We start from the raw sequence: 14034 nt of genomic DNA, 5'->3' as shown, positions 1-14034 counted from the left end.
GCGACGCGCATGCGTGAGCACATCAGGCGAAAACTCACAGGCCGTGTTGCGCCAGCGCCCAACCCACGTGCTCGCGCACCAGCTCCGAATCGTCGTTGCGACGCGCTTGCAATGCCGCCAACACCTCCGGCGTGCCAGGCGCATTGCCCAGCCCCAGCGCGATATTGCGCAACCAGCGTTGGTGGCCGCTGCGGCGGATCGGGCTGCCTTCGGTGCGGCGTAGGAACTCGTCTTGGTTCCAGGCAAACAGCTGCGGCAACGTCGCCACATCCAGCTCGTTGCGGGCGCGAAAATCAGCTTCGTCGGTGCGTTGGGCGAACTTGTTCCAGGGACAGATCAGCTGGCAGTCGTCGCAGCCGAAGATGCGGTTGCCGATCGGCTTGCGCATCTGTTCGGGAATCGTCCCATCGTGTTCGATGGTGAGATAGGCGATGCAGCGGCGTGCGTCTAGCCTGTGCGGCGCGATGATGGCCTGGGTCGGGCAGATGTCGATGCAGCGCGTGCAGGTGCCGCAATGCGCGGTGGCCGGGGTGTCGATGGGCAGTGGCAGATCAAGGTAGATTTCGCCCAAAAAGAACCATGAACCGCCTTTGCGGTCGATCAGGTAGCTGTGTTTGCCGATCCAGCCCAGCCCAGCCCGGCGTTGCGCGCCAATGCGCGCTCCAGCACCGGTGCGGAATCGACGAACACGCGATAGCCGGATGCGCCGACTTCGCCCTGGATACGCTCGGCCAGTTTCTGCAGCCGGTTGCGCATCAGCTTGTGGTAGTCGCGCCCCAGCGCATAGCGCGCCACATAGGCGCGGCGACCGTCGTGCAAGGTGTTCCAGGCTTAGGTGTCGTCTTTGCGGCCGTAGTCCATGGCCACCGACAACACGCGCAAGGTGCCGGGCACCAGCTCCTGCGGGCGCGAACGCTTGTCGCCGTGCTGGGCCATCCAATGCATGGTCCCGTACAGGCCTTCTTCCAGCCAGCTGCGCAGATGCGCCTCGTCTTCGCCCAGCTCGATGCCGGTGATACCGCAACGTTGAAAGCCGGCCTCGCGTGCAAGCGCACGGATGCGCGCGGCAGCGTCGGTGGGATCGGGGCGGGCGAGGGCGGCAGACATGGCGACAAGTATAGAATTCCCGGCATGTATGCACCGCTCGATCTTTACAACACCGCCGCCGCGCGCAGGCTGGATGCACAGGCCACCATGCTGCTGGGTGGCGATGGCTACCTCCTGATGCAACGCGCAGGGCAGGCCGCCTGGCACTACGTGCTGGCGCGCTGGCCACATGCGCGCCGCATCGTGGTGGTCTGCGGCACGGGCAACAACGGGGGCGATGGCTATGTGCTGGCGCGCCTGGCACAGCGGGCCGGGCGTGCTGTGCGGGTGGTGCATCTGCCCGAGCACGGCCCGGCCTCGGCGCTGGCGCAGCGCGCCTGCACCGATTATCTGGCCGTGGGTGGGGCGATCGACGTGTTTCCGTCTCCGCTGGCGCAGGCCGATGTGATCGTCGATGCGCTGTTCGGCATCGGCCTCAACCGCGCGCCGGATGCTGACACCACCGCGTTGATCGAGGCCATCAACGTGGCCAACGTGCCGGTCTTGGCGCTGGATGTGCCAAGCGGGATCGATGCCGATCACGGCGTGGCCTTCGGCGCGGCAGTGCATGCGAACGCCACCTTGCAGTTCATCGTGGCGCATGTCGGGCTCTATACCGGCGATGCGTTGGAGCATGCCGGTGAGCGCGCAATCGCCGCGCTGGAGGTGCCGGATGCCGCGTTCGATGGGCTGGTGCCGGCCGCGCATGGTTGGGACATCGACGCCTTGGCCGCGCAGTTGCGCCCGCGTCGACGCAACACGCACAAGGGCGAATCCGGGCGCGTGCTGTGTGTTGGCGGCAATGTGGGCAGCGGTGGCGCGATCATGCTGACGGCCGAAGCGGCATTGCGCAGCGGGGCAGGGTTGGTGCAGGTCGTCACCCGCGCCGCGCATGTGGCGCCGCTGCTCGCGCGCTGCCCGGAGGCGATGGTGCGCGCGGTGCAGGCCGACGACGACATCGTCGCATTGGCTGCTGCGGCCGACGTGGTCGCACTGGGGCCAGGCTTGGGTCAGGACGCCTGGGCGCAGGCGTTGTGGCATGCGGCGTTGGCCTCTGACACTGCGGTCGTCATCGATGCCGATGGCCTGAATCTGCTGGCTGCCAACGCAGTGCCGAGCCGCGGCCCGCATGTGCTGACCCCGCATCCCGGCGAGGCAGGCCGCCTGCTTGGTCTGTCCACCGCCCACGTCCAGCGCGACCGTCTGGCCGCCGCAGACGCCTTGGCCAAGCGCTTCGACGCCGTTGTGGTGCTCAAGGGCGCCGGTAGCGTGATCGCCGCACCGCATGCTGTGCCACGCATTATCGACGCCGGCAATCCGGGCATGGCGGTCGGTGGTATGGGCGATCTGCTGACCGGTGTGATCGCCGCCTTGCTGGCGCAGGGCTGGTCGCTCTTCGATGCCGCCAGCCTGGGCGCCGTGTTGCATGCCTGTGCCGGCGATGCGGCCGCACGCGCTGGCGAGCGCGGCCTGCTGCCGACCGATCTGCTGCCCGAACTGCGCCGCCTCGCCAACGCAGGAGCCATTGCATGAGTGAACTGAGCGGACAATTGGCAGACGCCCAGGCCACAGAAACACTGGGCCAGGCACTGGCGGCCACCCGGCCTGCGAGCGCGGTGGTGCAACTGCACGGCGATCTGGGGGCTGGCAAATCCACATTGGCACGCGCTCTGTTGCGCGCACTGGGCGTCACCGGGCCAATCCGTAGCCCCACTTACACCTTGGTCGAGCGCTATCGCCTCAGCACCGGCGACGAGGCCTGGCATCTGGATCTGTATCGCATCGGGCATGCGGGTGAACTGGACTTCCTCGGGCTCGACGAGGGCAGCGCAAGCCTGTGGCTGATTGAATGGCCCGAACGCGGCGCAGGCGCTCTGCCACCAGTCGATCTGGATGTGGAACTGGCTGTCGAAGGTGTGGGCCGCAGCATCCGGCTGCTGGGCCGCAGCGAAACCGGGCGCGGCTGGCTGAGGCAATTGGCACAGCAGGCTCAGTTGCAGCACTTATTTGCTAGCTCACAAGAAGAATGAACGCCAGGTTGTGGATTATTAAGGGAAATCACCTTGCAATTAACACTATTGGGTGATTGAATCCAGCCCCATGACACCGGGGTTCCGCCAGTTCTGTGTTTCCGTCCTGACCGCCAGCGTGAGCCTGGCGGTTTTCGCTGCGTGGGCCGGCGAAATCAAGAGCGTCGGCGTCAGCACAGGCGCGACCGGCACGCGCGCTGAAATTCAGCTCGCCGGCAGCGGTGGCTTCAAAACACTATCGCTGGCTAACCCCAACCGTTTGGTCGTGGATTTCCCCGATTCGTCGGGCGTACGCGGTCTCAAGCTGCCGGGCGCTGCCGGTCTGGTGACCTCTGTGCGCACCGGGCAGCCAGTGCCGGGCACGTTCCGGGTGGTGTTCGAGTTGGCGACGCCGGTCACGCCGCTCAAGCCGCAGATGCAGACGTTGGACAGTGCCTCGACATTGGTGATCGAGTGGCCGGGCGATCCAACGCCGGCTGCGGTCACTGCCGTCACCACGACGACAGCGCCCGCAGCAATGCCGCTGCCGCGCCCGGTGATCATGCAGCCGGTGAACGCACAGGCTGAAGCAGCGCGTGCAACCGCAGCCTTGGCTGCCTCCACGCAGCGCGCTTCCTCCACGCCGCCGCCAGCACCAGCGCCTTACGTGCCTGCGTCGGCCATGCCCACCGTCCCGACGGCACCCGTGCCAACTACGGTCGCCACGGGCGTGCCGACACCGCGTCCGGGCGTTGCCACGACCACGGTGACGACCAGCACGGCTGTGCCAGCAAGTTCCGTTGACAACACTCCCAATCGCGTCACGGTCACTACCGCAAATGCTCCGGCCGGCGCGGCGATGGCGGGTAATGCCGCATCGCCAGCTGCGATCTTGAACGGTGGCAACGCGCCAATAGGCGCTGTGTCCGGCAACAACGCTGCAGCCGTGCCGAACGCGGCGTCCGGAACCGTTGCGGCAACAGACAATGACGACATCCCGCCGCGCCCGGTACTGCCCAGCGAAGCATCGCGGATCAAGATGGCGCCGGGTATGCGGCCGCTGATCGTGGCGATCGATCCCGGCCATGGCGGCCAGGATCCGGGCGCCATGGGCCCGACCGGCAAGCGCGAAAAAGACGTGACCTTGGCCGTCGGGCGCGAATTGGCCCGCCAGATCAACGCCACGCCCGGCATGAAGGCGTACATGACCCGCGATACCGACGTGTTCATTCCGCTGCCGATGCGTGCGCAAAAAGCGCGCGCTGCAAAAGCCGATATCTTCATTTCGATCCATGCCGACGCCGCAGAAAACCGCAGCGCGACTGGCTCATCTGTCTATGTGCTGTCCACCAAGGGCGCCTCCTCGCAGCGCGCGCGCTGGCTAGCCGACAAGGAAAATGCCGCCGATCTGGTCGGTGGCGTGCGCTTGCAGCAGACCGAAAGCACGCTCGCCAACGTGTTGCTGGACCTGGCGCAAAGCGGCCACATGAAAGCCTCCGAAGATGCCGCCGGGCATGTGCTCGGTGGCCTCAAGCGGATCGGCAACAATCACAAGCCGTTCCTGGAACGCGCCAATTTCGCCGTGCTGCGGACCTCGGACATGCCGGCGATGCTGGTGGAAACCGCTTTTATCTCCAATCCGGATGAAGAGCGTCGTTTGATTGATCCTGCCTACCAGCGCAAGATCGCTTCGGCGGTGCTGGATGGCATCGATACCTTCTTCACCCGCCAGCCGCCGCCGGGCACCCTGTTCGCGGCGCGTGCGCAGGCCGAAGCCGATGCCGGAGCCGGCACCGTGGCCGGCGGCAGCCGCTGACCCGCTCGGCTATCATTCCGCACTGATTCCTTGATGACGGCGCCACGCGCCGCCGGATTGCCGTGCCGACGTCTGTCTTGCCTGTCACCCGCTTGATGCATCGTGTTTCCCGCTCCCAACAGGGACGCGCGCGCTGATGGCGATTCGTCAGCTTCCCGAGATCCTGATCAACCAGATTGCCGCCGGCGAAGTCGTCGAGCGGCCAGCGTCGGTGGTCAAGGAATTGGTCGAAAACGCGCTCGATGCCGGCGCCACCCGCGTGGATATCGAACTCGAAGAGGGCGGCGTGCGCTTGATCCGTATCCGCGACAACGGCGGCGGCATCGCACCGGACGAACTGCCGCTGGCAGTGTCGCGGCATGCCACCAGCAAGATCGCCTCGTTGGACGATCTGGAAACCGTGGTCACGCTCGGTTTTCGCGGTGAAGCCTTGCCGTCGATCGCCTCGGTCAGCCGCTTCACTCTGGTCTCGCGCCGCCACGACGCCCAACACGGCTCCGCGTTGGAAATCGAAGGCGGGCGTCTGGGCGAAGTGACGCCGCGTGCGCATACGCTGGGCACCACGGTGGAAGTGCGCGAGCTGTTCTACAACGTCCCGGCGCGGCGCAAATTTCTGCGTGCCGAGCGCACCGAGCTTGGGCATATCGAAGAGTGGCTGCGCTCGCTGGCGTTGGCGCGGCCGGATGTGGAGTTGCGCGTCTCGCACAACGGCAAGCCGTCGCGTCGCTACAAGCCGGGCGATCTGTATTCGGATGCGCGTCTTGGCGAAACCTTGGGCGAGGATTTCGCCCGGCAGGCCTTGCGCGTGGATCACAGTGGCGCCGGTCTGCGTCTGCATGGCTGGGTCGCGCAGCCGCATTACTCGCGTGCCAGTAGCGACCAGCAGTATCTTTACGTCAATAGCCGTTCGGTACGCGATCGCAGCGTGGCGCATGCAGTGAAGACGGCTTATGGCGATGTACTGTTCCATGGCCGTCAGCCGGCCTATGTGCTGTTTCTGGAACTGGACCCGGCGCGGGTGGACGTCAACGTGCATCCGGCCAAGCACGAGGTGCGCTTCCGCGAGGTGCGGCTGATCCACGACTTCGTCTACCGTACCTTGCAGGACGCGCTGGCCCACACGCGTGCCGGCGCGATACCCAACAGCATCGGTACGGAAGGCATCGCTGACGCTAGCGTAGCGCCAAGCGGGATGGTCAACGCCCCAAACGACGGCGGCGCAGCCAGCAGTGGTGGCGGCACCGGTTACGGCAACTGGAGCCCGTCGCAGACACCCTTGGGCTTGCGCGTGGATGAAGCGCGTGCGGCGTACAGCGCGCTGTACACGCCGTCGTCTGGCAGCGCACAGCAGCAGTCCGGGGCAACGCAGACCTTCTCCGGCACCGGCCTGCCGGCCACGTCGCAAGACAGCGGTGTGCCGCCGCTCGGTTATGCAGTCGCGCAATTGCACGGCATCTACATCCTGGCCGAAAACGCCGAAGGCTTGATCGTGGTGGACATGCACGCCGCGCATGAACGCATCGGTTACGAACGGCTCAAGAACGCGCACGACAGTATCGGTTTGCACGCGCAGCCGCTGTTGGTGCCGATGACGCTGTCGGTGGGCGAGCGCGAGGCCGACACCGCCGAGCGCGAGGCCGACACGCTGGCCAGCCTGGGGTTCGAGATCACCCGTGCCGGCCCGCAGTCGCTGCATGTGCGCAGTATTCCCGCGCTGCTTGCCAATGCCGAACCGGAAGCGCTGTTGCGCGATGTCCTCGGCGACCTGCGCCAACACGGTCAGAGCCGCCGCATCGCCACTGCGCGCGACGAGCTGCTGTCGACCATGGCCTGCCACGGTGCAGTGCGCGCGAATCGGCGCCTCACCGTGCCTGAAATGAACGCGCTGCTGCGCGATATGGAAGCCACCGAACGCTCGGGCCAATGCAACCATGGCCGACCGACCTGGGCTCGGTTTACGCTGGGCGAAATCGATCGTTGGTTTCTCAGGGGGCTTTGATGGCGGTGTTGCGGAAGGAAAGGCGCTGGCTCGGCATGCTGGTGATCATGTCGCTGGCCGGCTGCGGGAAAGACGCGCCGCCGCCAGCCGCGCCGGTCGCGCTCGACAATACCTTTACGGCCGACAACGCCGCCTGGCGCGAAGCCCGCCTGAAGGAACTGCGTGCGCCCGATGGCTGGACCAGCCTGGTCGGCCTGCACTGGCTGTCGCTGAAAGCGCATTACATCGGTAGCAGCGCCGGCAGCAGCATCAGGCTGGCAGTGGGGCCACCCAAGATGGGCATGGTCTCCACCGAGGGCGATGCGGTCTGGTGGGTGCCCGAGCGCGGCGCAGGGCTTAACGTCGATGGCAAACCGCTGACCGGCAGGATCCGCTTCCAGTCCGATCGCGACCCGCAGCCGACCTTCATCCATTTCGATGACGGCAAGGGCGTATTGAGCCTGATCCATCGCGGTGACCGCAATGCACTGCGGGTCAAGCATGCCGACGCCGCATCGCGCAGCGGATTCGCCGGCTTGGATTATTGGCCGGTCGATCTGTCCTGGCGCATCACCGCGCGCTATGTGCCCAACGATGTGGGCAAGACCATTCCCATCGTGGATATCGTCGGCATCAGCAGCGAGCAGCCGAACGCCGGAGCGCTGGAATTCGAGCGCTCCGGCAAGCCGTATCGATTGGAGACCATCGGCGAACCGGGGCGGCCGATGTTGGTGGTGTTCGCCGACCGCACCAGCGGACATGGCAGTTATCCGGCGGGGCGTTTTCTAGACATTGATGTACCCGATGCGAGCGCCCACGTGGTGATTGATTTCAATCGCGCCTACAACCCGCCATGCGCATTTACCCCCTTTGCGACCTGCCCATTGCCGCCGCCGGAAAACCGGATAGACCTGGCCGTGTCTGCCGGCGAGAAAACCTACAAAGTGCCGCACTGACATGATGAAGCCGATATCGAGATTGCGCGTTGCGGTCAGTGCGGCGCGCGCGCGCAGGCGTACGACATTCGCCCGATGGTGTGTCTGCGCAGCGCTCGGCCTGGCGCTGTGGAGCGGGAGCGGCGCGCGTGCACCCGCGTGGGCACGGAGCGTCAGCCAGACCCCGGGCGGCCCACCGGTGCCGTTGTTGTGGAAGGTCGATGGCAAGGGCGGCACGCTGTATCTGCTCGGTTCCTTCCATGTGCTCAAGCCCAGCGATTACCCGCTGTCTCCGGATGTACTGCAGGCCTTCGCCAAGGCCGACCGGCTAGTGTTCGAACTACCGCCCTCCGATGCGCGATCGCCGGAGCTGGCAGGCCGCATGCTCCAGGCGGCGCGGCGCACCGACGGGCGCCGGTTGCAGGACGCGCTCGATGCAAAGACCTGGCAGGCATTGAGCGCCTACGCGCGCAAATACGGCATGTCGCTCGACACCCTCCAGCCACTCGAACCCTGGTTTGTCGCCTTGACGATCAGCCTGGCCGAGATGAGCCGGCAAGGCATGGACCCGAACGCAGGTCTGGATCATTACCTGATGGAACAGGCGCAGGCCAAGGGCAAGCCGGCCGATGGCCTGGAACGCGCCGAACAACAGATCGCCCTGCTCGATGGCATGTCGCCCACCGAGCAGCACCAGTTGCTGGAAGAGTCGCTGGACGAGGCTGAGGCCACCGATCAGGTGCGTCAGCTGCACACCGCCTGGCGAAACGGCGATATGCGCACGCTATCCACGCAAATGGCCGAAGACATGCGCCGGCAATACCCGGCGCTGTACCAGGACATCAACGTCGAGCGCAATGCGCGTTGGGTACCGCTTCTGGAACAGCGGCTCGTCAAAGGCAGCGGAACCACGCTGGCGGTGGTCGGTACGCTGCATCTGTTGGGTAGCGATGGCGTGGTAGAGCGTCTGCGTGCACGTGGCTACCGCGTGCAGCGGATCTGCTCGGCCTGCAAGGAGCAGGCAGGTCGCTGATCTGGCTGCGCCGGGAGCGTGTCACGCTTCAGCGCAGCAGTCGTCTTTCACCCGCGATTGCGGGCCTTGCCGGTGTTACCGGCAGTGCTGTGTGTACCGGTTCCCTTATGCGTGCCGGTGCCCATCGGGCCGCTGCCTATGCCAGAGGAGCCCGGCGGTGTCGGCTGCGTACCAGGGCCGCCTGGACGACCGAAGCCGGCGCCAAAATTGCGCTGGAATTCCTGCCACAACTCCAGGTTGCGCTCGGTCAGCTGGTTCATCATCGCCCACGGGGTCTGCCCAAGCAGGTTGCCCATCTGCTGGCGGAACTGCTGCTGCTGATCCAGAAACACCTGCATGCTGCGCTCCAGGTAATTGCCCATGAAGCCCTGCAGCGAGTCGCCGTAAAAACGGATGATCTGACTCAGCAACTGGGTGGAGAGCATCGGCTCGCCGTCCTGTTCGCGGTCGGCAATGATCTGCAACAACACAGCGCGACTGAGGTCTTCGCCGCTCTTGGCGTCGCGCACTTCGAATTCTTCGCCGTCGATGATGAGCTGACGCACATCCTCGATGGTGATGTAGCTGGAAATTTCCGTGTCGTAAAGACGGCGATTTGGATACTTCTTGATGATGCGAAGTCCGGCCATGGAACGTTCACTCACAACGATAATGCACGCAGGATGGCGCACCGCAACAGCGCTTGCAACAGCAAAATGCCTTATTTTCTTAAGTACACACCAAAAAAATGGTGCGCAGCATGATCTTTAAAGAAATTTCATGCTGCAGCGCGAAGTTGCAGCAAACGCTACCAGCCCATGTGATGTCCGCCATTGATATCCAGGTTGGATCCGGTGATCCAGGCAGCCTCTTCTGCAACCAGAAATGCCACTGCATAGGCAATTTCTTCCGGGCGACCCAGCCGCCCGGAGGGGATGTCGGCGACGATCTTGGCACGCACCTCTTCCGGCACCGCCATCACCATGTCGGTGGCCACGTAGCCTGGTGAGACGGTGTTCACGGTCACCCCGAATGCCGCGTTTTCGCGCGCCAGCGAGATGGTGAAGCCGTGCATGCCGGCCTTGGCGGCGGCGTAGTTGGCCTGCCCGTACTGGCCCTTCAATCCATTGATGGAACTGATCTGAATCACCCGACCCCAGCCGCGTTTGCGCATGCCTTCAATCACCGGGCGGGTGACGTTGAAGACCGAATTGAGGTTGGTATTGATCACCTCGTGCCACTGCTCGGCAGTCATGCGGTGGAAGGTGGTATCGCGGGTGATGCCGGCGTTGTTGACCAGTATTTCGATCGGCCCCAGCGACGCTTCGACTTCTTCGACCAAGGCGCGCGCATGCTCGGAGGAGGCCACATCGCCGCGAAACAGAGCCAATTCGTAGCCCAGTGCCTGCATGCGCTGCTGCCATGCGCGGGCTTTTTCGGCATTGCGGAAATTGCTGGCGACCCGGTGCCCCTGGTCGGCCAGGCGCTTGCAGATGGCGGTGCCGATGCCGCCAGTGCCGCCGGTGATCAATGCGACGCGAGATGTCATGACGACTCCAATCAACAGATGGGGCTGGAGGCAATCGGGATGCCGGCAGTCGCGCCGCGCCCGGTTGCCGGTGCTGGGTCGCAATTCTAGTCACGCACGCGCTGTGATGCGCGTCCGGTCACGTTCGGATGTGGTGGCGGGGCAGGAGTTGGGGCGAAAAATGCTGCACGGCATGTTGCAGCAGCGTGTCGACGACAGCATGACGCGGCAATGCTGCCGCGTTCTGCCCTAGTGCGGCCCACGCGGCGTGCAGGGCCGGTAGCGGGTCGGCGTCCTCTAGCGCGGGCGCATGCTGCGACTTGGACAGCTTGCGGCCGTCGCCATCCAGGATCAGCGGCAAGTGCAGATGGCGCGGCTGCGGCAGTCCCAGGGCGCGCTGCAGCAGCAGCTGGCGTGGGGTGGAGTCGAGCAGATCCGCGCCGCGCACCACATCGGTAATGGCTTGCGCGGCATCGTCTACCACCACCGCCAGTTGGTAAGCCCAATAGCCGTCGGCACGGCGCAGCACCACATCGCCCACATCGGCATACACGTCCTGCACCACGCGCCCCTGCAACGCGTCGTCGAAGCCGACCGGCGGCTGCGGCGGCACCCGCAGGCGCACCGCGCGGCGTGCACTCAGCGGCGCCACACAGGCGTGGTGGATGCCGCCCGTGTCCGCAAGATCGGCGCGGCTGCAGCTGCATTCGAAGGCCAGCCCGGCGTCCAGCAACGTGATCAGAGCGGCGGTGTACTGCGCGTCGCGATCGGACTGATACAGCACCGGCAGGTCCGAGCTCAGCCCGAATGCGGACAGCGTGCGCAACTGGCGTTCAGTGGCGCCCGGCTCGGCGCGCGGCGGGTCGATGTCTTCGATACGCACGCACCACTCGCCGCCGGAATGCCGCGCGAGCAGCCAGCTGCCGAATGCCGCCAGCAGGGAGCCGAAGTGCAGGGGGCCGGTGGGGGAGGGCGCGAAGCGGCCGCGGTAGGTGGGCGATGACATGGGCAACTGAATCGTCGGTGAGATGCTTGCTTGATTTCAAGCGCAGGCGGCCGCAAATCCGCTGCTGTTCATTACCACATGTGTGGAGTCATCGCGCCATGTTCAACCGCATTTTTCTGTTTCTGCTGACCAATTTTGCGGTGCTGATGCTGGCTGGCATCGTGATGTCGGTGCTGGGCGTCAATCCCGCGCAGATGAGCGGCTTGCTGGTGATGGCGGCTGTGTTCGGCTTTGGCGGGTCGCTCGTTTCCTTGCTGCTGTCCAAGTTCATGGCCAAGCGCAGCACCGGCGCCCACGTGATCACCGAACCGCGCACCCCGACCGAGCGTTGGCTGCTGCAAACCGTGCGCCGTCAGGCCCAGGCGGCCGGCATCGGTATGCCGGAAGTGGCGATCTACGACGGCCCGGAAATCAACGCCTTCGCGACTGGCGCCAATCGCAATAATGCGTTGGTGGCGGTGTCTAGCGGCCTGTTGCAGAACATGAGCCAGGACGAGGCCGAAGCAGTGCTGGGCCACGAAATCTCGCACGTGGCCAACGGCGATATGGTGACCATGGCGCTGCTGCAAGGCGTGCTCAATACCTTCGTGATCGTTCTGGCGCGGGTGGTCGGTGGTGTCATCGACGGTGCCATCTCCAACAATCGCGAAGGTGGTCGCGGCTTTGCGTACTACATCATCGTGTTCGCGCTGGAGATGGTGTTCGGCTTGTTCGCCACCATGATCGCGATGTGGTTTTCGCGTCGTCGCGAGTTCCGTGCCGACGACGGTGGTGCGCAGCTGGCCGGGCACAGCAAGATGATCGCCGCGCTGGAGCGCCTGTCACTTAATCACGGCCAGAACACCTTTCCTTCGCAGGTGCAGGCGTTCGGTATTTCCGGTGGGGTTGGCGATGGCTTGCGCCGTCTGTTCCTGAGCCACCCGCCGCTGACCGAGCGCATCGCCGCGCTGCGTGCGAGTAACGGCGCTGCGATGTAAGACCATGCTGTGGGTTTGATGATTGCTTGCCAACAAAAAACCCGCGTGATGCGGGTTTTTTGTTGTGTAAATCGCTCTGGCATCGGACGCGATGCCAGCCAAGACATCAACCGAATTCGTAATTCATCAACGGACCGGTCGGTGCGACGAAGTCGCCTTGAACATAATCCACACCTGCGCCGAAGAAGCTGCTCATCGACTGCGCATCGGCCACGAATTCGGCCACGGTGAGAATGCCGGCCGGTTGCGCGCGCGAGGTGATCTCACGGATCTTCTCCTGACTTTCACGCGCAGATGCGACATCGCCGGTGATGCCGCGATCCAACTTGAGAAAGGCTGGCTGGAAATGCGCCAGCAACTGAAACGAATCCAGGCCCGAGCCGAATTGTTCCAGCCCGATCTTGCAGCCCATTGCCGACACCGATGCCAGAAACTGCTGGGCATTGCGCAGGTGCGTAAACACCTTCGATTCCGGCGTCTGCAGCCACAACCGCTCACCCGGTACGCTGTACACCGCCAACTGCTCGCGGATGGTTTCGATCATCTGCGGGTCGGAGAACGAGTTCGGGCCAATGCGCACCAATAGATGCGTCTTGTGTCCGGCCCGCTGGCGCTCGCCGAGCTGGCGAATCGCGCGGGCCACCACCCAGCGATCGATCTCGGTAATCAGGTCGTGCTCTTCGGCGATGGCGATAAACGCGTTCGGCGACATCATCTCGCCATTGCGTTCCAGGCGCAGGAAGGCCTGATACAGCTCCAGCGGCTCGCCCTGCAGGTTGAGCACCGGCTGGTAATGCAGCAGGAAGCCATCGCCGACCAGTGCTTCGCGCAGCTGTTCCAGCCAGCGTTCGATGCGTTCTTCTTCGGCTCGATCGGACGCCGCCGGGTCATAGATGCTGACCGCATTGCCGCCGATCTCGGCGGTGGTGCGCACCGCCTCGGTGCCGCGATTGAGTACCTGGCCGATGCTGGCAATCTTTTCGCCAATCTGCACGCCGCCAATGCTCACCGTCACCGTGGCCGAGCGCGCACCGATGCTGAAGACATGCTGCGCAAACGCATCGCGCACCGTTTCTGCAAGGGCATGGGTGCGCGCGTAATTGCCGTCCATCAACAAGGCAAAACTGTGCTCGCCGAAACGGGCGGCGACCACGCTGTCATCCAGCATGCTGGCCACGTGCGCGGCCAAGGCGGCGATCAAGGCATCGGCCGAATCCAGGCCGATTTCCGGGAGCAGACGCGCGTAGTGATCCGGCTCGATCAACAGGAAGCCGGACTGGCCCTCGCTGCGGCCAGCCTGTGCCACCGCTTGTTCCAGCGCGACCATGAAGGTCGGCCGATTGAGCAGGCCGGTGACCTGATCGCGTTGACGCAGCCCTTCGACTTCGCGCGCCAATTCCGGATCGAACTCTTCGCGACGCCGGAACACCACCTGGATGCACGGCTCGCCTTCATACGTGGCTGTTGCGAATTCCATCGTCGCCGGGAAGGTGTCGCCTCCCAGTCGGCGTGCGTCGACCTTGTACTGCGCCGGTGGCGGCTCGCCCTTGGACAACGACTTGAGCAATTGCTTGAAATCGTCCACGTACTGCGCTGCGATCATGTCCAAGGAGCCTCTAAAAACCCCATCAATCTGCCATCATTGACTTGACGCCCTGCCAGCGGAGAACGACAGACATGATCAGCT

Annotated in this window: 10 protein-coding genes and 2 pseudogenes; 7 read left to right on the top strand and 5 right to left on the bottom strand. The window is 64.7% G+C overall.

The genetic code is table 11. The annotated features are described in order from the left end of the window. Positions 1-34: 34 nt before the first annotated feature. Positions 35-1107, bottom strand: a pseudogene (gene queG / locus XpopCFBP1817_RS03560) (tRNA epoxyqueuosine(34) reductase QueG). 24 nt (positions 1108-1131) lie between these two features. Here queG and XpopCFBP1817_RS03555 point away from each other — a divergent pair. The 6 genes from XpopCFBP1817_RS03555 (at position 1132) to XpopCFBP1817_RS03530 (ending at position 8857) form a co-directional block, all read left to right on the top strand. Next, positions 1132-2619, top strand: a complete 1488-nt coding sequence (locus XpopCFBP1817_RS03555; RefSeq protein ID WP_128416020.1) for an NAD(P)H-hydrate dehydratase — start codon at positions 1132-1134, stop codon at positions 2617-2619. Then, complete coding sequence (tsaE, locus tag XpopCFBP1817_RS03550) at positions 2616-3116, top strand: tRNA (adenosine(37)-N6)-threonylcarbamoyltransferase complex ATPase subunit type 1 TsaE (RefSeq protein ID WP_128416019.1); 501 nt, start codon at positions 2616-2618, stop codon at positions 3114-3116. Before XpopCFBP1817_RS03555 ends, tsaE begins: the two co-directional genes overlap by 4 nt. A 70-nt stretch (positions 3117-3186) precedes the next feature. After that, a complete protein-coding gene (locus XpopCFBP1817_RS03545) occupies positions 3187-4911 on the top strand; it encodes an N-acetylmuramoyl-L-alanine amidase (RefSeq protein WP_128416018.1) in 1725 nt (574 codons plus the stop codon). Between the two features lie 136 nt (positions 4912-5047). After that, positions 5048-6910 (top strand): DNA mismatch repair endonuclease MutL, encoded by a 1863-nt coding sequence (gene mutL / locus XpopCFBP1817_RS03540; protein ID WP_128416017.1) that lies wholly within the window; start codon positions 5048-5050, stop codon positions 6908-6910. Continuing rightward, a complete protein-coding gene (locus XpopCFBP1817_RS03535; RefSeq protein ID WP_128416016.1) occupies positions 6910-7845 on the top strand; it encodes a DUF1684 domain-containing protein in 936 nt (311 codons plus the stop codon). Before mutL ends, XpopCFBP1817_RS03535 begins: the two co-directional genes overlap by 1 nt. A 4-nt stretch (positions 7846-7849) precedes the next feature. After that, complete coding sequence (locus XpopCFBP1817_RS03530) at positions 7850-8857, top strand: TraB/GumN family protein (RefSeq protein WP_128416015.1); 1008 nt, start codon at positions 7850-7852, stop codon at positions 8855-8857. Positions 8858-8904: 47 nt separating this feature from the next. Here XpopCFBP1817_RS03530 and phaR read toward each other — a convergent pair whose 3' ends face one another. The 3 genes from phaR to gluQRS all read right to left on the bottom strand — a co-directional run bounded on the left by phaR (position 8905) and on the right by gluQRS (position 11370). Continuing rightward, a complete protein-coding gene (gene phaR, locus XpopCFBP1817_RS03525; RefSeq protein ID WP_128416046.1) occupies positions 8905-9486 on the bottom strand; it encodes a polyhydroxyalkanoate synthesis repressor PhaR in 582 nt (193 codons plus the stop codon). Between the two features lie 158 nt (positions 9487-9644). Continuing rightward, positions 9645-10385 (bottom strand): beta-ketoacyl-ACP reductase, encoded by a 741-nt coding sequence (gene phbB, locus XpopCFBP1817_RS03520; protein WP_128416014.1) that lies wholly within the window; start codon positions 10383-10385, stop codon positions 9645-9647. 118 nt (positions 10386-10503) lie between these two features. Then, the gene (gene gluQRS, locus XpopCFBP1817_RS03515; RefSeq protein ID WP_128416013.1) at positions 10504-11370 is read right to left on the bottom strand and encodes a tRNA glutamyl-Q(34) synthetase GluQRS; all 867 of its coding nucleotides are present in this window, start codon (positions 11368-11370) and stop codon (positions 10504-10506) included. 98 nt (positions 11371-11468) lie between these two features. Between gluQRS and htpX the strand changes: the two genes are divergently transcribed. Continuing rightward, complete coding sequence (htpX, locus tag XpopCFBP1817_RS03510) at positions 11469-12347, top strand: protease HtpX (RefSeq protein WP_128416012.1); 879 nt, start codon at positions 11469-11471, stop codon at positions 12345-12347. Between the two features lie 106 nt (positions 12348-12453). On the opposite strand, the pseudogene XpopCFBP1817_RS03505 reads toward htpX, so the two are convergent. Beyond that, a pseudogene (locus XpopCFBP1817_RS03505) lies at positions 12454-13956 on the bottom strand (EAL domain-containing protein); the annotation flags it as partial. Between the last annotated feature and the right edge of the window lie 78 nt (positions 13957-14034).

Source organism: Xanthomonas populi, assembly GCF_002940065.1.
GTDB lineage: Bacteria > Pseudomonadota > Gammaproteobacteria > Xanthomonadales > Xanthomonadaceae > Xanthomonas > Xanthomonas populi.
Note: the sequence above shows the minus strand (reverse complement) of the source record. Positions and strands in the feature narration are given on the sequence as shown.

Excerpts from the sequence above, each read along its gene's own strand:
- XpopCFBP1817_RS03535 (WP_128416016.1), top strand. The coding sequence starts at position 6,910 with ATGGCGGTGTTGCGGAAGGAAAGGCGCTGGCTCGGCATGCTGGTGATC.
- XpopCFBP1817_RS03530 (WP_128416015.1), top strand. The coding sequence starts at position 7,850 with ATGAAGCCGATATCGAGATTGCGCGTTGCGGTCAGTGCGGCGCGCGCG.
- mutL (WP_128416017.1), top strand. The coding sequence starts at position 5,048 with ATGGCGATTCGTCAGCTTCCCGAGATCCTGATCAACCAGATTGCCGCC.
- htpX (WP_128416012.1), top strand. The coding sequence starts at position 11,469 with ATGTTCAACCGCATTTTTCTGTTTCTGCTGACCAATTTTGCGGTGCTG.
- phaR (WP_128416046.1), bottom strand. The coding sequence starts at position 9,486 with ATGGCCGGACTTCGCATCATCAAGAAGTATCCAAATCGCCGTCTTTAC.
- phbB (WP_128416014.1), bottom strand. The coding sequence starts at position 10,385 with ATGACATCTCGCGTCGCATTGATCACCGGCGGCACTGGCGGCATCGGC.
- gluQRS (WP_128416013.1), bottom strand. The coding sequence starts at position 11,370 with ATGTCATCGCCCACCTACCGCGGCCGCTTCGCGCCCTCCCCCACCGGC.
- XpopCFBP1817_RS03545 (WP_128416018.1), top strand. The coding sequence starts at position 3,187 with ATGACACCGGGGTTCCGCCAGTTCTGTGTTTCCGTCCTGACCGCCAGC.
- XpopCFBP1817_RS03555 (WP_128416020.1), top strand. The coding sequence starts at position 1,132 with ATGTATGCACCGCTCGATCTTTACAACACCGCCGCCGCGCGCAGGCTG.
- tsaE (WP_128416019.1), top strand. The coding sequence starts at position 2,616 with ATGAGTGAACTGAGCGGACAATTGGCAGACGCCCAGGCCACAGAAACA.